General features: G+C 38.4%; 15 protein-coding genes. 5 read left to right on the top strand and 10 right to left on the bottom strand.

The window, feature by feature from the left end; all coding sequences use genetic code 11:
- Positions 1-8: 8 nt before the first annotated feature.
- Positions 9-1,685 carry a GLPGLI family protein gene (locus tag ABGT15_RS01775; RefSeq protein ID WP_367229695.1) on the top strand — a complete coding sequence of 559 codons (1,677 nt, stop codon included), beginning with the start codon at positions 9-11 and terminating at the stop codon, positions 1,683-1,685.
- A 41-nt stretch (positions 1,686-1,726) separates the two neighbouring features.
- Here ABGT15_RS01775 and ABGT15_RS01770 read toward each other — a convergent pair whose 3' ends face one another.
- From ABGT15_RS01770 to ABGT15_RS01745, 6 genes are all read right to left on the bottom strand, one after another.
- Positions 1,727-3,088 (bottom strand): pyridoxal-phosphate dependent enzyme, encoded by a 1,362-nt coding sequence (locus tag ABGT15_RS01770; protein ID WP_367229694.1) that lies wholly within the window; start codon positions 3,086-3,088, stop codon positions 1,727-1,729.
- A 185-nt stretch (positions 3,089-3,273) separates the two neighbouring features.
- On the bottom strand, positions 3,274-5,187 hold the full coding sequence (locus ABGT15_RS01765; RefSeq protein ID WP_367229693.1) for a putative porin: 1,914 nt from the start codon (positions 5,185-5,187) through the stop codon (positions 3,274-3,276).
- A 97-nt stretch (positions 5,188-5,284) separates the two neighbouring features.
- Positions 5,285-6,250 carry a hypothetical protein gene (locus ABGT15_RS01760; protein ID WP_367229692.1) on the bottom strand — a complete coding sequence of 322 codons (966 nt, stop codon included), beginning with the start codon at positions 6,248-6,250 and terminating at the stop codon, positions 5,285-5,287.
- Positions 6,251-6,309: 59 nt separating this feature from the next.
- The gene (locus ABGT15_RS01755) at positions 6,310-7,158 is read right to left on the bottom strand and encodes a hypothetical protein (protein WP_367229691.1); all 849 of its coding nucleotides are present in this window, start codon (positions 7,156-7,158) and stop codon (positions 6,310-6,312) included.
- Between the two features lie 24 nt (positions 7,159-7,182).
- Entirely contained in the window at positions 7,183-8,712 is a 1,530-nt protein-coding gene (locus tag ABGT15_RS01750; RefSeq protein ID WP_367229690.1) for a SusD/RagB family nutrient-binding outer membrane lipoprotein, read from the bottom strand.
- Between the two features lie 11 nt (positions 8,713-8,723).
- Positions 8,724-11,804: a SusC/RagA family TonB-linked outer membrane protein gene (locus ABGT15_RS01745; RefSeq protein WP_367229689.1), complete on the bottom strand. Its 3,081-nt coding sequence runs from the start codon at positions 11,802-11,804 to the stop codon at positions 8,724-8,726.
- A 198-nt stretch (positions 11,805-12,002) separates the two neighbouring features.
- On the opposite strand from ABGT15_RS01745, the gene ABGT15_RS01740 reads away from it, so the two are divergent.
- Positions 12,003-12,602 carry a ribonuclease HII gene (locus ABGT15_RS01740; protein ID WP_367229688.1) on the top strand — a complete coding sequence of 200 codons (600 nt, stop codon included), beginning with the start codon at positions 12,003-12,005 and terminating at the stop codon, positions 12,600-12,602.
- A 29-nt stretch (positions 12,603-12,631) separates the two neighbouring features.
- On the opposite strand, the gene lipB is transcribed toward ABGT15_RS01740, so the two are convergent.
- Positions 12,632-13,327 (bottom strand): lipoyl(octanoyl) transferase LipB, encoded by a 696-nt coding sequence (lipB, locus tag ABGT15_RS01735; protein WP_367229687.1) that lies wholly within the window; start codon positions 13,325-13,327, stop codon positions 12,632-12,634.
- A gap of 277 nt (positions 13,328-13,604) precedes the next feature.
- On the opposite strand from lipB, the gene lysS reads away from it, so the two are divergent.
- The 3 genes from lysS to ABGT15_RS01720 all read left to right on the top strand — a co-directional run bounded on the left by lysS (position 13,605) and on the right by ABGT15_RS01720 (position 16,297).
- Complete coding sequence (gene lysS, locus ABGT15_RS01730; protein ID WP_367229686.1) at positions 13,605-15,308, top strand: lysine--tRNA ligase; 1,704 nt, start codon at positions 13,605-13,607, stop codon at positions 15,306-15,308.
- 121 nt (positions 15,309-15,429) lie between these two features.
- Entirely contained in the window at positions 15,430-15,870 is a 441-nt protein-coding gene (locus ABGT15_RS01725; RefSeq protein WP_367229685.1) for a hypothetical protein, read from the top strand.
- Positions 15,871-15,952: 82 nt separating this feature from the next.
- Positions 15,953-16,297 (top strand): hypothetical protein, encoded by a 345-nt coding sequence (locus tag ABGT15_RS01720; RefSeq protein WP_367229684.1) that lies wholly within the window; start codon positions 15,953-15,955, stop codon positions 16,295-16,297.
- A 46-nt stretch (positions 16,298-16,343) separates the two neighbouring features.
- Here ABGT15_RS01720 and hemL read toward each other — a convergent pair whose 3' ends face one another.
- Genes hemL through ABGT15_RS01705 form a run of 3 tightly spaced genes read right to left on the bottom strand, consistent with a single transcriptional unit; the run spans position 16,344 to position 19,366 of the window.
- Entirely contained in the window at positions 16,344-17,630 is a 1,287-nt protein-coding gene (gene hemL, locus ABGT15_RS01715; RefSeq protein WP_367229683.1) for a glutamate-1-semialdehyde 2,1-aminomutase, read from the bottom strand.
- Complete coding sequence (locus ABGT15_RS01710) at positions 17,630-18,457, bottom strand: glucosaminidase domain-containing protein (protein ID WP_437125349.1); 828 nt, start codon at positions 18,455-18,457, stop codon at positions 17,630-17,632. The genes hemL and ABGT15_RS01710 overlap by 1 nt, the downstream gene beginning before the upstream one ends.
- A gap of 6 nt (positions 18,458-18,463) precedes the next feature.
- Positions 18,464-19,366 (bottom strand): 1-aminocyclopropane-1-carboxylate deaminase/D-cysteine desulfhydrase, encoded by a 903-nt coding sequence (locus ABGT15_RS01705; RefSeq protein WP_367229681.1) that lies wholly within the window; start codon positions 19,364-19,366, stop codon positions 18,464-18,466.
- Positions 19,367-19,368 lie beyond the last annotated feature (2 nt).

Raw genomic sequence — 19,368 nt, 5'->3', positions numbered from 1 at the left:
ACTAAAAAATGAAAAAAATTCTTACTTTATTTTTCGTTACCCTGATCGGAATAACGCATGCTCAAAAAAAGCAACAAACCGGAGACGCATACAAAATAACCTATTTAAAAAGTTCCAACGGAAAAGTGACTGAAAACCAAGATCCGATTATAATCTTTACAAATGCCACCGAAACGTTACTTACTTCCCAAAACACCATTGCCGGGAAAAACGCATTTCCTTACGAGCAAAGCCTTGTAGATCACCTACAAAACAAATATTTTCAGATTGGACAACTTGATAAAAGAAAAACCGTATCTACCCTTGACAGTATTTCCCTCCCGAAACAATCTTTCGAAATAACCAATGAAACTAAAATTATTTTAGGATACAAATGTCAAAAAGCTAAAACCATAATCAATTCCAATCATATTGATTTATGGTTTACCAGCGATTTAAAGATAAAAGGCGCCCCTACCCTTTTAGGACAAAATTTAGGGTTGGTTCTGGAAATGAACCGCAACAACAACTTTGTCGTATCTGCCACTAAAATCGAAAAACTTAAAAAAACCGAAAAATTCCCAACCGTTAAAATTGAGAACAGTGTTGATTTACTAAGTTATCGCGATTTACTTTGGAAGAGCCGCTTCACTACCCTGAAGATTTTCGAAAATGAAATCATTAATTTTTCAGACGCTGCAAAATCCAATGACAGTATTTTACGTTTCGCTAACGGAACCATAATTCTGAAAAAAGTAAAATTCCCGGAGATTAAAAGCGGAAATCAGATTTTCATCGACTTAGCAGAACAATCCAACGGTGATGCATACGACCGAACCGGTTCTGTATTTATGATCCCTGCCAACACAAAAATTTCATTCCTGGACGGATTAAAAAATGGTGTAAAAGCGCTTCCTATATACGAAAACGGTAACGGAAAACAATATCAGGGCGTAGTCAAAACGAACGACTATTCTCCTTTATTAGAACTGATGCGCTTTTTTACTCCTTTTGGAATTAAACAATACAACCACATTCAATTAAAAGACAAAACATGGCACGAAGTTGTACCGTACCGTCAGGATATTTCAGAATTACATGCTGCTTTGAGCAATCAGGAAGTTTGGATTGGCGCTACCATTGGCAACTACGATAAAGGCGGACATAAAATTTCGATGAACATTACGATTCATAACGAAGAAAACAGCACTTCAAAAAACAACTTTCTCTTACCGCTTTTCAACACCGTTAATGTAATGGAAATGGCCGGACAGGAATATGGTTCCATGTTTAACAGTGAAAAAGGTCTTTTAGTGGAATTTACATTAGAGAAAGACATTAAGAATGCCAAACTTCGTTACATCACCACTGGTCATGGCGGATGGGAAAACGGTGATGAATTCGTTCCGAAAAAAAATACGATTCTGCTGAATGAAAAAGAAATTAATTCTTTTATTCCTTGGCGACAGGATTGCGGAAGTTACAGACTATTCAACCCCGCTTCAGGAAATTTCAACAACGGACTTTCCTCTTCGGATTACAGTCGTTCAAACTGGTGTCCCGGAACGGTAACCAACCCAAACAGCATTGATCTAGGCGATTTAAAAGCCGGCAACCACAGCATACGCATCAAAATACCGCAAGGTGCTCCGGAAGGTAACAGTTTCAGCGCGTGGAATGTTTCTGGTGTTTTAATTGGAGAATAACAATAAAAAAAGCCGTTCAAAATTGAACGGCTTTTTACATATTACTTTATCGAGTTAATCACATCGTGTTTGGTAATGATATGATGCTTTCCGTTTCCTAAATCTACCAGAACGGCTTGATTGTCTTTATTGATTAGTTTTGAAACTTCATCCACCGGAGTTCCTAATTTCACAATTGGAAAAGGAGCGCCCATCACTTCACGGATAGGTTTTTCCGACACGTTTTTATCAGCTACATAGCTTTGGAACAAATCGGTTTCGTCTACAGAACCTACAAATCCGTTCACATCGATTACCGGGATTTGCGAGATTTTGTGCTTGCGCATACGGTCGATGGCATGAGATACTAACTCTTCGGTACGGACCACCACTAACGGTTTGTCTATATGGTCTTGAATTAAATCCTCAGCTTTGGTTATTTCATCATCCAGATAACCTCTTTCACGCATCCAGTCGTCGTTAAACATTTTCCCTACGTAACGGGAGCCTGAATCGTGGAACAACACTACCACTACATCGTCCGGACCAAAATTATCTTTTAACTGCAACAAACCTTTGATGGCTGCTCCTGATGAGTTCCCGACAAAGATTCCTTCTTCTAAAGCTAATTTACGAGTGTATACCGCCGCATCTTTATCGGTAACTTTAGTAAAACCGTCAATTAGATCGAAGTTAACGTTTTCCGGCAAAATGTCTTCACCAATTCCTTCCGTTACATAGGAATAGATTTCGTTTTCATCGAAAATTCCGGTTTCTTTATATTTCTTAAATACCGAACCATAGGTATCGATACCCCACACTTTTACATTTGGATTTTGTTCTTTCAGATATTTGGCAACGCCCGAGATGGTTCCTCCGGTCCCTACTCCCACCACGAAATGGGTTACTTTTCCGTCGGTCTGATCCCAGATTTCCGGACCAGTCTGTTCGTAATTGGCTTTAGTATTGGATAAGTTGTCGTATTGGTTTACATACCAGCCATTAGGTGTTTCTTCCGCCAGTTTTCTGGATACGGAATAGTACGAACGTGGATCAGTCGGCTCTACATCAGTTGGACATACGATTACTTTAGCACCTACCGCACGCAAAATATCCATTTTCTCTTTGGATTGTTTATCGGTGATTACACAAACCAATTTATAACCTTTGATGATGGCTGCCAAAGCTAACCCCATACCAGTATTTCCAGAGGTCCCTTCGATGATGGTACCGCCCGGCTTTAAACGCCCGTCTGCTTCGGCATCTTCGATCATTTTCAACGCCATACGGTCTTTACAGGAATGACCAGGATTGAAGTATTCCACTTTGGCTAAAACCAACGCAGGAATTTCTGCAGTGATCTTGTTTAATTTCACCATTGGTGTATTACCAATAGTCCCCAATATGTTTTCTACGTATTTCATTTTTATTGTTTTGCGAACTGCAAATGTATTGATTATTACCTTGTTTCCAAAAAGGAAAATAGTTTCCTCTTCAGCCCCGATGGCAGCGGCATCCTTTTCCCGTTGGCTCCATCAGCCAACGGGAAAAGATACAGCGCACAGCGGGAAAACGGATCACCGATAAGGCCCGAAGTGTTGCTCCAAAATTAACTAAAGAAATTCCAGACTACTCCGAAACGCACCATAAAATCACGGTACGGGTAGTTTGGCGCAGTATAGTAATTGTAACCCGTAAAACTTGAGTTAAAATGCTCGGCTTTCAGGAAGATTCTAAAGGTTCTGACTTTGGCATTAATAAAGAAGTCGAGCATCGGAAAATCGCCGATTTCTTTTTGATTTTGAATGTAAAATTCCCCTAACAAAGGGTTATAATCGTTTGCTTTATACTTAGTAAAATAATTAAGCGTAACTCCTGTTTGCAAAAACAAGGCTTTCTTAAAATAATAATCGGAATAGTATAAACTGCTGCGCGTGGTAAAATCCGGAACGTTCAAAATCGCTTCGGACTGGTCTACCTTTTGATAAAGTAGGGTAATATCAAAGCCCATTCGCCAGAATTTTATATCCTTGGCAGCGCGCACTGACATATAGTTGATGGTTTTATCATATTGAAAAGGTTTCACAAGCAATTGCTCAGCAATTCCTTCCGCATTGTAAACCGGGTTAGTATTGGCAAAAAACAAATGATCATTTAAAACGGTGTACTGAAAAGAAGCGTCCAACCATTGTATCTTAGCCTCTACCTCGAAATTATTGATCTTTTCGTTTTTAAAACTGTTATACCAATTATAAGCCGTGTAATCACTTTGATACAAAACATAATTCAAATCGGGCAATTTGTTCATATTTTGATATTTCAGACTTATACTGTTTTTCTCGCTTAAGGTGTAACGCACGTTGGCTTCTATATTAGCCAACGATTGCTTAGTAAGGGAATTTGACAAGAGGAAACTTCCTTTCCATTTGTTCTTCTGATAGTTGTATTGCGCGCCCCAAGTATTGATTCGGTCATTATTCTTATTTGGCACAAGGGATTGGTCTGCTAGGGTAAGCGTACGGTAATAAAAGTAATTGTATTTATAATCGTCTACAAAAAACTGAAAGTCTCCCAAAAGTGAATTGGAGTAAGCAACCCCTACTTTATTATACAGGCGGTTGTGGCGTGTTTTGGTATTGATATAAGAAGCGTAACTCTCTCCAAACCTATCATTCGCAGTCATGTTAAACTCAAAAAATTTATTCTCAAAATTAAACTGATGCTGTACCACAATACCGTTAGGATTCGATTTGCTCAATCGAAAACTATGATCCACAAAAAAACGATTTCCTTTTAACAAGGATTTTGCATCGCTGAAATACACATCTAAACGAGGTCGTTCTTTATAGATATCCGCTCCTTCTTCAAATTGTGACAATGTTGAAATCCCACCGTTTTCGTTATTTAGAAAATCCTGTGCTGTGATATGTGCTCTGAGAATGTAACGCTTATCGGTTGTATGGTAACTGCTAATAAAACGAAAATTCCCGGTACTCGACAACTGATTCTGATATTTCCCTAAGGATCGAAGCCCTTTGTAGCCAACAGAAAAGTTTAGATTTTTAGATGTATTTGCTGAGATAAAAGCATCCAGGTTTTGACCTTGCTCCATTACAGACTTAAAATATAAATCGGAATACGGCGTCGGGACATTGTAATAATTAATATCCTTAACTTCCAAATACGCAAAATGTTTGGCTGAAAATCCAAATTCCGGATAGGGATTAAACTGCTTTAATCCAAAGTCAAGGGTATTATAGGTTTGACCTTCATTCAAAAACTGCAACAGTCCAAAGGTATCTTTACGCAGATAATTAAATTTGTATTCCCTTTGAATGGTCAAGGTGGTATCTACATAAGTAGTATCCTTATCCAATGTGATGATTTTGTACAAGTCAACTGGGGCTTTTTTGTCATTTGCAGCTTTGGCTGAAACTTTACCAAGTTGTAATTCATTATCGGTTTGCGAAAGTGCAGGTATCGAAAAAAAGATAAGCAGTAAACAAATAAAACCTTGCCTCATAATTTTTAATTAGACGACAAAGGTAAAGAGAATTCGGTAATTTTTTAAAATAAAAAAACCCCGCTAAAGCGGGGTTTTTAATTTGCATTACATACGATTAGAAATTGAATTTCTTGTTCGTTCTAACTTTGTTAGATTTTTTTGTATGTTTAAAGTTAGCCAACTTACCAGTAGCAACTTCCGTTGATCCATCGATAATTGTAAAGTTAGCATTTTCGATTTTTACACTCATAACATAAGCCTCATCACCATTAGCAGAACTAGTAGTTAAATAGTTCGATGCATTCTGATTGAAAACTCCGCTAAGCGTAGAATCTGGTCTGTCATATGTTACATTAACAGGAATGTTATACGCAGGAGTAATAAGACCTGGCAAACCTAAGTTGTCATAAACATAAGCTTTGAAGATATAAGTTCCGTCTTCCCATGTTGCCATGTCAACAGAAATATGCTCTGGACAAGCTCCTGTTTGACCGTCGAAAATTCCTAAATCATTACCCGCCTCATCATAAACAATGATATCGATATCATAACCAATCTGACAAGTAGTATACGTACTACCACCAAAGTCAAATGGAGCATCGAAATCAAAATCTAATCCTAAAACAGATGATCTTGAATCGTCTTCAATGTTGATAGTGATTAACTCAGATGTAGGCTGCACTAAACCTAAACCGTTACCAGCACTGATTAATTTAAATACTAAAGTCTTATTTCCATCAACTAAAGGATAGTCAACTAAAGTTTTAACATCAATAGTGTGAGTCGATGCAAACGCAGGGAACTCAATTTTGTATCCTGGCTCAGCACCCCAAGTAATATCAGAATGATCTGTACCTGGAACAGTATAATCCTCATCTTCAACACCCGTAGACACAGACTGTAACTCCAATTTGAAGTCCATCTTGTAAGCCAATGGGTTATCTACATTTAAAACGATATGAGCTGTAGCACCTTCTTTAACAGTGAAGGTTGTCTGATCAGCAGTAACAACAGCCTTTTTTGTTCTCTCTAATGTCTTGTCGTCGTCGTCATTACAAGAACCAAGAGACAATGCAAGCACCGCTAATGCTAAATATTTATAATTTGATAATTTTTTCATAGAAATCTTGATATTTAAAATTAGATTCTTGTGTACTCACTTGTAAATGGTCTCCAAACCGAATTAACAGGAGTACCAAAACCGATTTGGTAATTTACTGAGAAGTAGCTAGATGAAACTACAGCACCGTCGGTACCATCTTCTGTCATCCCTTTAACTTCGTTACCATAAATATCACCCAAATTCTGCAATGGCACTTTAATTACACCACAAATATCGATGAACGTATAACCTGCGTTTGCTCCTGCAGCGAAATCAGTAACTCTGTAAGGCCCAACAGTTTCAGTTCTAAACGTGTTGATAGCAGTCATGGTAACAGTTTCACCAGGGAAGTTATAAATTGCTCCAGTATCTTTTCTGGTTGTCTTAACATTGTAATCACCAGCTAAAGTAGACTGACATCCGATAAAGTAAATATCTAAAATTCTATTCTGCTCAGCATAAGAAACTCCTGAAGTTGTAACAGCAGTAATCTTTAATTTCAGAGTAGTTTTAACAACCGGGTCAAAATTTCCAGTATGTACACTAATTGGAATCATCGCAAATGTACTTCCAGCAGGAATTACCACTTGCTTTGATGCCTCAGCGAAATCGTATTCGTAACCTTCAACAGCATCGCTTTCCGGAGCTGCATCATACGTAATAACAATGTCTTCTGAAGACAACTGTCCATTTCCTAAACCTAATAAAGTAACAGGAAATTCATGTTCAATAGTTCCTAAATCCTCAAAGTAAGAAACTGAGGTAAAAGACTCTTGAAAACCTACCAATTTTGGCCCACCTGCCAACTGATCAGTTGCTAGTGGGTCATCGTCAGCACATGAAAATGCAAATGCTGAAGCGACAAATAAAGCTAATATCTTTTTCATAATTAAATAATTTTTGTTACACTATTAAGGTACATACCAGAAAGGCCCTTGAGTAAAAGCTTGTTGCTGAGTAATACTTGGCACATTTGCCGAGTTACCAACGTATTCTGACACAGGGTAGATTAATCTTTTTGGTTTTGTTGTATAAGCTGCCGTTAAAGCTAACGGAACCGCTGGATATCCAGTTCTTGTCATGTCAATGTAGCTTTCAATAGCATGAATACCATTTAAAGCAATCCATTTCTGAGTCATAATAGCTTTCAACTTGTCATCATCCGTTGCAGAAGCATCCCAACCTAAACCACTCTGCAAATTAGCAGCAGTAAGATAAGCTGGTGCAGAAGCGGCAACACCATGAAGAGCAAATGAAGCAGAAATTCCAGCCTCAAAAACAGTTTTAGCTGATCCTCCTAAATAACCTCTTAAAATTGCCTCAGCCTCTAAGAATTTAGCCTCAGACAAAGTCATTACATAACCATTCATAGACGATCCAACAGTAGCATCATTACCTGATCCTAATGCAGGAATTAAAGAAGCTCCAAGCGTTGACAATGCTTCAGGAGCAGAATCTGCACCTTGCTCAACACCTACAACACTTCCAGCAACTAAAGCGTAAATACGCCCACGTCTTCCATCAGGAACAGTGTTTGCTAAATTACCGTTAAGGAAATCACCTGCATACTTAGAAGCACGGATAAAACTGAAGTTTTGCGTAGCAACACCAGCAGCACTATATCCAAATGCACCATAGAAAGGGTTTTGGTTGTCATTTGTTGATTTTGAATAGCCTGGGTTGATCGTTACAGAAGCTGTAATAAATCCATCAGTACTAGCCGCTAATTCAGCAAACTCAGCATCAACATAAGCATCAACAGTAGCATCTGTTGCAGCTAACTCAGACTGACGCAACAACAATCTCATTTTGATTGTATTGGCAAACTTTTTCCAATTAGCCATGTTACCACCTAACATAACATCTTCAGTGCCTACAACTTCAGCTTCAGCTGGAGCGCTGTCAATCATTGCAACCGCCTCATCTAATTGATCTACCAAAGCTACATAAGTATCCTGATCATTATCGTAAGAAGGTGTAAGATTAGCTTGTCCCATGAAAGCCTCAGAATACGGAGAATCCCCATACAAATCAACAATATACTGCATATAGTATGATTTCATAATCATAGCGATAGCTTTGTAGTTTTCTTGATTTGGTAAATCCGATTTTATAATAGCATCAAAGTTAGCCGTACCTCTGTACAAACCATCCCATATACCATTATAGAAAGCATTATCAATAGTTAAAGCAAACTCTCTTGAATAACCACCTGTAAATGAGTTAACATTCGCAGCCCAGTTGTTCATAAATACGTTTCCTAACTGGTTCATTGTGATAGCCTGTGTTCTGAAAGTACTACTTTGAGCACCCGGCAAAACCAAACGTGGTGGCACGTTTTCCATTTGCGGATTATTTGGAGAAGTATTAACATCCAAATAATCACTACACGAGAATAGCGAAAGCGCTACTAACGGCAATAATATTTTAATTCTTTTCATTTTTAATCTTATTAAAAGGTTAAGTTCATACTAAATCCTAAAGTTCTTGTTGCAGGATACTGTCCGATGTTAGCGATACCAGTAGCATTTCCTGTAGTATTAGAAGTTTCAGGGTCACTGTAACCTCTGTTTTCTTTAGGTAAAACAACAAATGGATTTCTGGCATTAACACCGAAACGTAATGTTGACAAACCTGCTCTTTCAATCATTTTTGAAGGTAAAGAATAGCTTAATGCTAACTCTCTTACTTTAAATGCTGTACCATCTAACACAAAGTTCTCACCTGTTCTAGAATACTCATTAGAGAAGTAGTTCAAATAATCCTGGTAAGTAGTACCTCCAGTCATAACTGTGTTGTTAGCAGTATAAACACCATCACCATCAGGATCTGAAGATGAATTAGGGAAAATAAATCCAGTTCTTCCGTTTTCAGCAGACTCTACTAAGTGACCAGACCAAGATAATTCTCTCTTAACTTCAGAATAGAATTTGTGACCTGTTCTGAAATCCATAACTGCAGACAAACGAATACCTTTGTATTCAAATGCATTGTTGAATCCTAAGATATAATCAGGATTAGCAGACCCTAATTTTTGGAATGTTGATGTTCTCATTGGGTTACCCGTTTCAGCATCAATCATAACTCTTCCTTGCTCATCTCTTACATAAGCAGTACCTTTAATTAAAGGGAATTCTTCTCCTTCAGCAGCAAAGATACCCACGAAAGTATTAGACTGTAAGTTGATTTCTTTAGCATCATCAGACACTTTCTCAACAATAGCTTTTGAACTTGTGTAACTTACACGACCTTCCCATTTGAAGTCTTCAGTTTTAATAGGAGTAAATCCTAAATCAACTTCATATGCTTTAGTGTTCATCTTACCAATGTTAAGTAAGTTTGAAGCAAGTCCTGAAGCAGAAGAAGCAGTAACTCTTGTAATCAAATCTTTAGTATCTGTATTAGAGTAAGAAGCATCTAACGTTAAACGGTCATTGAAGAAACCTAAATTAACAGTAGCCTCCAATGTAGTCATAAACTCAGGCTTAATGTTTTTGTAAGTTTGAGCTTGGTTATTTACGAAAGAGTTCAAGTCACCAAATGGATATCCAACTGGAGAAACACCAATCTCATTAATACCATAAGGAGCGATTACTGAAGTATTACCAACTTTCACATAACTCGCAGAAGCCTTAGCATAGTTTAACACTTTACCTTTAAGCCCTTCAAATGCTTTTGTAGGAACAAAAGAGATACCTGCTGACGGGTAGAAGAAGTTATTACCTGAAGCATCAAGCACTGAAGTCCAGTCATTTCTTCCTGTTACGTTCAAGAACAAATAATCTTTATAGTTCAAATCAGCCTGTCCGAAGAAAGAGAATTTTCTTGAACGCACCGTTCTGTTATCTAAAGTAGAGAAATTATCAGGATTCAACACGTTTGTAATGTGATAAAAACCAGGAATATCTAAATTTTCACCACCTACAGAAGTCACTTTAAACAAGTTATCCTGTAAGTTGTTACCTAAGTTAACTTTTAAGTTTAAATCTTTAGCTAAATCGTAATCAAAGTTGATCAACAAGTCACCATAATAGTTTCTAGTTGAAGAATTATTTGAATAATAGTTAGACACTTGAGACTGACTTGTATTAGGCCCATCAGGCTGGATTACGTCAACATAACCATTGTTGTATGACATACCAGATGTTTGTCTAGTCTGAATATTTGCCACATAACTAACATTGATATGTTTGTTAATTTCAAATCCTAAAGTAGCAATACCATTGAAGTAATCACTTCTGTTCTCACTTCTTACATTCTCTCTGATCCAGAAAGGACTTAAGTAGTAATACGTCCAGTGTGTAGCATTATTAGGGTTAGAAAACTGATCTACTGGAATATTAGTAGCCGTTTGCAACAAATCCTCATAAAGACCAGCTGAAGTTGCAGAAGTCTTCTGAGTAATGTAGTTAGCATTACCTTCAACTGTAAATCTTCCAAATTTCTTACCCCCTTTAAACAAGAAGTTAGTTCTGTTCATTTTATCATCCTGAACCACAAACTCAGTATCCACTTTGTTTGCAGACAACAATGCATAACCAGACTCTAAATCACCTCCAGAGATACTTACACCATTTTGGAATACTGTACCCGTTTGGAAGAATTCTTTAATATTATCCTCAATTGGAGAATAAGGAGCCATAACGAAAGAACCATCAGCCTGTGGTAAACCTACCGGCTGCATAGAACCATCAAACTCTGGTCCCCAACCACCATTCTCATAAGTAATGTGCTCACCATTCCATCCCTGACCGTATCTTTGCTGTCTTTGCGGGAAATAGTTAACAGTTTCAAAGTCAATAGCCGAGTTAACACTCACATTCAACTTACCACTTTTAGCACCTCTTTTAGTATTAACAATAATTACACCATTAACACCATCCTGCCCGTAAAGAGCCGCCCCTTGAGCACCTTTCAAGATGTTTGTAGACTCAATGATCTCTGGCGGTAACTGTTGTAAAACAGTAGCAGAAGAAATAACGTTGTCAATAACAACCAAAGCCTGGTTATTACCAGAAATCGAACGGTTACCTCTTAATACAATACGTGTTGAACCGTTAACACCGTTACTTGTTGTATTAATTTGCAAACCAGAAACCTTACCAGCCAAAGACTGAACAACGTTCGGGTTAGCAGCTTGTGTCAACTCCTGTGCTTTCACCACCTGATTTGATGATGTCAACGCGTCAACTTTTCTTTTAATACCTAAAGCTGTTACCACAACATTCTCTAATGTTGTTGATTCCGCAGCCATAGCTACATTCATTTTGTTTGCAGCCCCAACAACCATCGTCTGATCTTTCATCCCAATGAATGAAAACACTAACGATTCACCTGTTGCAGCCTTGATGGAATAATTTCCATCCATGTCAGTTTGTGTACCACGTGTTGTACCTTTTACAACAACGCTAACACCTGGTAACGGTAAACCTCCCTCGGTAACTGTACCAGTAATAGTTTTCTCTTGCGCGAAGGAAAACTGCATTGAAAACGCCAATAGCAGCGCAAAAATCCATTTAAACTTCGATCTCATATTAAATTTATTTGAGTTAGTTATTTCGCAAACTTCTTAATAATTTCTTAAATAACCAAATAATACTACAGATTTATAGTATTTTATATGTGTTAAATATTTCACCGAAACCAAATGCATTTTGCATCAAACTCATATTTAAGATACTAATGTTTTAAAAGTTACGTATATTTTTTTTTAATTTTGCAAAAATCAACCATGCTATTCAATAATTACTCAAATTTAATATTAGAAGCCGGAACCGACGAAGCCGGTCGTGGCTGTCTTGCCGGCCCCGTAACCGCCGCAGCCGTAATTCTCCCTGAAAACTACAAACTTTCACTTTTAAACGACTCCAAACAACTGTCTGAAAAAACAAGAGAAAAACTAAAACCCTTAATTGAAGAAAGCGCACTTACTTTCAAAGTGATCCACTTAGAACCGGCCATTATAGATAAAATCAATATTCTCAACGCCTCTATTAAAGCAATGCAAGAGTGCATCACACAATTAAACCCCACACCTCAATACATAATAGTAGACGGCAACCGTTTCAAACCCATCAATGACATTCCATACAGCTGCATTGTAAAAGGAGATAGTAAATATCTAAGCATCGCAGCCGCTTCCGTTTTGGCAAAAACCTATCGCGACGAATACATGAACAGAATTCACGAAGAATTCCCCATGTACAACTGGAAAAAAAACAAAGGCTACCCAACAGCGGAACACAGGGAAGCTATCAAAAAGTATGGTGTAACAAAATACCACCGCATGTCGTTTCGCTTATTACCCGAACAACTTACATTAGAGTTATAAAAAAAGGAAGTCGACTGACTTCCTTTTTATTATATGATTTCCGCCTCGAACAAATCAGAAAAATGCTTTAGAATTTTTTGTTTGACTTCCGCCTCGCCTACCTTTTCAACACCTAACTCTACATTTAAGGACGTAACAGCTTTTCCTCTTATCCCGCAAGGAATGATATTATCAAAGTAACCCAAATCCGCATTAACATTTAAAGCAAAGCCATGCATGGTTACCCAGCGGGAAGCTCTTACCCCCATCGCACATATTTTTCGGGCAAATGGCGTTCCTACACCAAGCCACACTCCTGTTTCGCCCTGACTTCTTTCAGACTGTAAACCATATTCCGCTAGCGTTAGAATTATTGCTTCTTCTAACAAACGCAAATATTTATGAATATCGGTAAAGAAATTCTCCAAATCCACAATCGGGTAACCTACAATTTGACCCGGGCCGTGATAGGTAATATCCCCTCCTCTGTTTATCTTATAAAAAGTCGCTCCTTTTTCTTCCAGTTGTTTTTCACTTAAAAGAAGATTGGACAAATCGCCGCTTTTCCCCAAAGTATACACATGCGGATGTTCTACATAAAGAAAATGGTTATCCGTTTCTATTTCCGGATTTTCTCTTTTAGCCACTTTTTGCGCAACGATATTGGCAAACAATTCTTCCTGATAATCCCAGGTCGCTTTATAATCTTTTCGCCCTAAATCCTGAAGGCTTACTTTTTTGTTCATCTTGCAATTGAAAAAATTATTTTTTTCAGAACACAAAAGTACAAAATAGTTTCCTAATAGCCCTGATGGGAGCAAGCTAGCGTGTAGCGCGGACAGCAGGAACAGGGATTCCAAAAAAGCCCGAACTCTTCCGCTCCAAGAAAAAAAAACAATGGTCAGTGATCCGTAGACAATTGACAGTGGTTAAGACACTACACTGCATAAACACTCCAACTTTTCAGCGATTGCAACTTTACAACTAAAACTGTATCTTTGCACGCTTAAAAATCAATACAATATGCAACTTTCAGAACAAGAAATCATCAGAAGAGAGAAATTGGGCAAGTTGAGAGAACTTGGCATCAATCCGTATCCGGCAAATTTGTTTCCCGTAAACCATACGTCGAAGCAGATAAAGGACGCTTTTGAAGAAGGAAAGAAGGTTGTAGTAGCGGGACGCTTAATGAGTGTACGCGATCAGGGAAAAGCATCGTTTGCCGAACTACAAGACAGCGAAGGCAGAATCCAGGCCTATTTTAACCGCGATGTGATTTGCGAAGGTGAAGACAAAACCCTTTACAACACCGTTTTTAAAAAATTAACCGATTTAGGTGACTTTATAGGAATTGAAGGCGAATTGTTTACCACGCAAGTAGGTGCGAAATGTATTCGTGTTTCCAATTTCACTTTCTTGAGCAAAACATTACGACCGTTGCCGTTACCAAAAATGGATGAGGAAGGAAATGTATTCGATGCGTTTACCGATCCGGAATTGCGTTACCGTATGCGTTATGTAGATTTGGTGGTCAACCCGCAGGTGAAAGATGTTTTCATGAAAAGAACCAAATTGTTCACCGCCATGAGAACTTTCTTTAACGAAGCTGGTTATATGGAAGTGGAAACTCCGGTTTTACAATCGATTCCGGGTGGAGCGGCCGCGCGTCCGTTTATTACACACCATAATAGTTTAGACATCCCCTTATACATGCGAATTGCAAACGAATTGTATCTGAAAAGATTAATAGTTGGTGGTTTTGACGGCGTGTATGAGTTTTCAAAAAACTTCCGTAACGAAGGGATGGACCGTACCCACAATCCGGAATTTACCGCAATGGAAATTTATGTAGCCTACAAAGACTACAACTGGATGATGAACATGACCGAAAATCTTTTGGAATACTGTGCTACTCAGGTTAACGGAACTCCTGAAACTACTTTCGGAGAACACAAAGTAAGTTTCAAAGCGCCCTATGCACGCGTCACCATGACGGATGCCATCAAACAATTCACCGGTTTTGACATTACAGGCAAAACGGAAGCGGAATTATTCGAAGCGGCAAAAGGCATGGGAATTGAAGTAAACGAAACCATGGGGAAAGGAAAGTTAATCGATGAGATTTTTGGTGAAAAATGTGAAGGTAACTTTATCCAACCAACATTCATTACCGATTATCCGAAAGAAATGTCTCCGTTATGTAAATCGCACCGTGACAACCCAGAGTTGACCGAGCGTTTTGAATTGATGGTTTGCGGAAAAGAAATCGCGAATGCCTATTCTGAATTGAATGACCCGATTGACCAAAGGGAGCGTTTTGAAGCGCAAATGGCATTAGCAGCCAAAGGAGACGATGAAGCCAATGGTATTATTGACGAAGATTTCCTAAGAGCTTTAGAATACGGTATGCCGCCAACTTCCGGTTTAGGAATTGGAATGGACCGTTTGATTATGTTCTTAACGAACAACCCATCGATTCAGGAAGTGTTGTTTTTCCCGCAAATGCGTCCGGAGAAAAAAGCACCACAGGTAGAATTGGAAGCGGAAGAAAAAATGATTGTGGAATTGCTTCAGAAAAACGAAAACACCATGGAATTGACCGAATTAAAAACCCAAGCAGCGTTAAGCGGCAAAAAATGGGACAAAGCCATGAAAACTTTAGCCCAACACGGATTGACCAAAGTAGCCTTGAACGGGGAAAGCAAAGTGGTGGAATTAACCCTGTAATTACAATTCACAATAACATATAAGAAGCTGTCTTTTGACAGCTTTTTTTATTTCTGCAACTTTAGATTAAACCATTTCACGTTTGACATGTCCTATAGCTGTAACACAAAACAATAAAGACATGAAAAAATTAGCAGCAGTAGCAATTGCCTTTATCGGATTAACCGTTCAGGCGCAGGAAAGAAAAATGGAACGTCAGGAATTAACCCCGGAACAACGTGTAGAACTTCAGGTAAAAAGAATGACATTAGATTTAGACCTGAATGACAAACAGCAAAAGGACGTAAAAACGCTTTTAACAGCTCAGCACAAGAAAATGGAGGAGGCAAAAACCAAACGACAGGCTGTTTCTGCGGAGGATAAAAAACCAACTGCCGAAGAGCGTTACGCGTTGAAAAGCAAAAGACTGGACGAACAAATTGCCTTTAAAGGAGAAATGAAAAAAATCCTGAACGAGAAGCAAATGGCAAAATGGGAAGAGCATAAAGAAAACCGCATGGAACACCAAAGGGAGCAAATGCAAAACAAACGCCAAATAAAGCATCACAAATCAATGAGATAATGTTATTATTTTAACGTAATTTTGGAATTATTACAATTTTAGTTTAGATTTGACATTTATAACTATTAACCACTAAAAAATTATGAAAAAAATAATCGCACTTTTCGTTTTGTTTTTAGCCTTTACAACCAACGCAACGGCACAGACACAAGACAAAAGCTCTGCCCATGAGGTAAATGCAAAAAGAGACTATGAAGCATTAGCTCAAGTAGTAAAACTTACTCCAGAAACTCAGGACGCTGTAGTTGCGGTACTTCGAAAAAAATACGAAGCATTGGCACAACCTAACCTTACAGACGAAAACAAAGAGCAGATTAAAGCAACTATTGAGAAAAAATTACAAAAAGCTCTAGGGCCTGATGCCCTTAAAGAACTTAACAATCATAAATCAGTGTACAAACAACTTATTTCTGATACTTCTTTGTAATTACTATAGATACGTTATAAAAAAACCACCGTAAAGGTGGTTTTTTTTATAATTCTTTTGCAACTTTATCTACGGCTGCAATGGTAAAATCCAAATCATCATAACTTAAAGCATCGGTTATAAACCAGGTTTCGTATGCAGACGGCGCAATATAAACCCCTTCCTTCAAAAGACCGTGAAAGAATTTTTTAAAGGTATCATTGTCTCCGCTAGCTGCCGTTTGAAAATCATAAACCGGATTCGCATCAAAATGTACCGAAATCATCGAACCGACTCTGTTTATGGTAAAAACAACATTATTTTCCGTTAACGTCTCACGGATTCCTTTTTCAAGATAGGCTGTTTTTTCATCCAATCGTTTAAAAAGTTCCACATCTTGATTGATTTCTTGCAACATTGCATAACCTGCCGCCATTGCAAGAGGATTACCTGACAACGTTCCCGCCTGATAAACCGGCCCTACTGGAGCCAAATAATTCATAATCTCATTTCGTGCCGCAAAAGCACCAACCGGTAATCCCCCACCAATTACTTTTCCGAAGCAGGCAATATCAGCTTTGATACTGAACAATTCCTGAGCACCACCTTTTGCCAAACGAAATCCAGTCATAACTTCATCAAAAATAAGCAAAGCCCCCTTTTCATCACACAATCGTCTTAAATCACTTAAAAACCCTTCTTTTGGAGGAATACACCCCATATTTCCGGCTACAGGCTCAATAATAATTGCTGCAATTTCGTTTATATTGGCTTCAAACAACGCTTTTACATTCTCAATATCATTAAAACGCGCCAAAAGCGTATCCTTAGCCGTTCCCTCAGTAACACCCGGACTGTTCGGAATTCCGAAAGTACTTAACCCACTACCCGCCGCAATTAGAAAAGAATCAGAATGACCATGGTAACAACCTGAAAATTTAACAATCTTATCGCGTTTGGTAAAACCTCTCGCCAAACGTATCGCACTCATACATGCTTCTGTCCCGGAATTCACAAAACGAATCTTGTCAATATTAGGAACCATCGAAACGGCAAGTTCCGCAATTTTGGTTTCCAATTCTGTCGGCATCCCGAAAGATGTTCCCTTTTTAGCTTTGTCAATAACCGCGCTAACTACTGGCTCATAGGCATGCCCTAATAGCATCGGCCCCCAAGAGTTTATATAATCAATTAGTCGATTCCCATCTTCGTCATACAAATAAGCACCTTTGGCTTCCTTAACAAATATCGGAGTACCTCCTACTGCCTTAAAGGCACGAACCGGCGAGTTCACTCCTCCGGGAATTACTTTTGCAGCTTCAATAAAAAGTGCACTGCTTCTTTGGTATAACATTATGATTTCACTTTAAGAATTTGCCCAATGGAAATAGCATTGGACGTAAGATTATTTAATTCGATCAACTGATCGACTGACAAATTGAATTTTTTTGATATGGAATACAACGTATCGCCCTGCGACACCCGGTATGATTTATCATCCAACGCTATTTCAGACGTTTTTGCAATCGGTTTATAACCACTTCCGATAACCTCTTCATCCAATTTATACAGTTCGTATCGTTCAATAAGCCCTATCAGTTTATCCGGATATTTGGGATCTGTAGCATAACCTGCTGCCCGCAAACCTTTAGCCCATGCAGCATAATCTCCTCTATCGAGTTTAAACAAAGCTGCATAGCGACTTCGCGAAGTTAAAAACAAAGAATGGTCGCGATACGATTCTGAAGAATGTTCATACTTTCTGAAACACTCCTGCTCGGCATCATCATCATGGCGCACACTATCGCCATTCCAACCTGTATGACATTTTATACCAAAATGATTATTTGCTTTTTGTGCCAATACGCCGGTTCCTGCACCCGATTCCAAAATTCCCTGTGCTAAAGTAATGCTGGACGGAATACCATGCTTACGCATATTATCATTAGCAATTTCCTTATACTGCTCAATATATTCCTTGACCAACGCTGTGGTTACTCCAACTTTAGAGGTAGCTTCAAGAACTTCGGTCTTCCCTTCACCATGAGGCTTAGGCTTGTGTACTACTGGCTTCTTAACTGTTACTGCAGGTTTTGTAATTTTTGTTGTTGTCCTTACTTTATTAGAAGAACCACAACTATACAACACAATAGCAGTCAGCAAAACAATAATTCTTTTCATCAACATCTAATAATTTATTATGGGTCTGTTTTTTTTCATTAGCAACTTATTCATTCCGGCGATTCCTTGTAACCCTCCTGTATGTATGGCCAAAATCCTTGAACCCGACGGAAAATATCCCTTTTCAGCAAGATCAACAATTCCACACATCATTTTTCCAGTATAAACAGGATCCAACGGAATCGAGGTTTCACGATAAAAAGCATTCAAAAACCGAACCAATTCATCATTTATCTTTCCATAGCCTCCAAAATGATAAGCCTCAATTAACTCCCAATTATCCTTTTTTGCAAATTTACAAATATCATCAGACAAAAACGAACCTTTTAACGCTGGAAAAACCAACACTTTCTGTTTAGAACCTGAAGCATTAATAATACCCGAAGCCGTAGCCCCTGTCCCGGCGGCACAGCAAACGAAATCAAATTCCCTATCCTGTTCCGTCAAAATTTCTTCACAACCTTTCACAGCTAATTCATTAGACCCTCCTTCCGGCAACAGATAGAAAGCACCAAATAATCTTTCCAATTCTTCCAGAAAAACTTCCGATTCTTTAGCGCCATAAGCACTTCTTGAAACAAAATGAAGCTGCATTCCCTGCGATACCGCAAATGACAAAGTTGGATTATCTAAAACCTTCAACGCAAGCTCCTCGCCTCGTATCACGCCAATGGTTTTAAAACCACTCAGCTTACCTGCAGCAGCAGTAGCCGCAATATGATTAGAAAAAGCTCCTCCAAACGTTAAAAGCGTATCCAACCCTTTTTCCTTAGCTTCAATTAGGTTATATTTCAGCTTCCTGAACTTATTGCCGGACACTAACGGATGAAGTAAATCTTCACGCTTCATAAAGAGCTGCACATCATTAATCAACAACTCCAAGTTTACACACTCGTTTCTTGATTCCATTT

Source organism: Flavobacterium enshiense (genome assembly GCF_040750275.1).
Lineage (GTDB): Bacteria > Bacteroidota > Bacteroidia > Flavobacteriales > Flavobacteriaceae > Flavobacterium > Flavobacterium enshiense_B.
This window is presented reverse-complemented; position numbering and strand designations above follow the sequence as displayed.

Coding starts and splice junctions, on each gene's coding strand:
- ABGT15_RS01750 (WP_367229690.1), bottom strand. CDS start 8,712: ATGAAAAGAATTAAAATATTATTGCCGTTAGTAGCGCTTTCGCTATTC.
- ABGT15_RS01710 (WP_437125349.1), bottom strand. CDS start 18,457: ATGAAAAGAATTATTGTTTTGCTGACTGCTATTGTGTTGTATAGTTGT.
- ABGT15_RS01720 (WP_367229684.1), top strand. CDS start 15,953: ATGAAAAAAATAATCGCACTTTTCGTTTTGTTTTTAGCCTTTACAACC.
- ABGT15_RS01725 (WP_367229685.1), top strand. CDS start 15,430: ATGAAAAAATTAGCAGCAGTAGCAATTGCCTTTATCGGATTAACCGTT.
- hemL (WP_367229683.1), bottom strand. CDS start 17,630: ATGTTATACCAAAGAAGCAGTGCACTTTTTATTGAAGCTGCAAAAGTA.
- lysS (WP_367229686.1), top strand. CDS start 13,605: ATGCAACTTTCAGAACAAGAAATCATCAGAAGAGAGAAATTGGGCAAG.
- ABGT15_RS01705 (WP_367229681.1), bottom strand. CDS start 19,366: ATGGAATCAAGAAACGAGTGTGTAAACTTGGAGTTGTTGATTAATGAT.
- ABGT15_RS01765 (WP_367229693.1), bottom strand. CDS start 5,187: ATGAGGCAAGGTTTTATTTGTTTACTGCTTATCTTTTTTTCGATACCT.
- ABGT15_RS01775 (WP_367229695.1), top strand. CDS start 9: ATGAAAAAAATTCTTACTTTATTTTTCGTTACCCTGATCGGAATAACG.
- ABGT15_RS01770 (WP_367229694.1), bottom strand. CDS start 3,088: ATGAAATACGTAGAAAACATATTGGGGACTATTGGTAATACACCAATG.
- ABGT15_RS01745 (WP_367229689.1), bottom strand. CDS start 11,804: ATGAGATCGAAGTTTAAATGGATTTTTGCGCTGCTATTGGCGTTTTCA.
- ABGT15_RS01740 (WP_367229688.1), top strand. CDS start 12,003: ATGCTATTCAATAATTACTCAAATTTAATATTAGAAGCCGGAACCGAC.
- ABGT15_RS01755 (WP_367229691.1), bottom strand. CDS start 7,158: ATGAAAAAGATATTAGCTTTATTTGTCGCTTCAGCATTTGCATTTTCA.
- lipB (WP_367229687.1), bottom strand. CDS start 13,327: ATGAACAAAAAAGTAAGCCTTCAGGATTTAGGGCGAAAAGATTATAAA.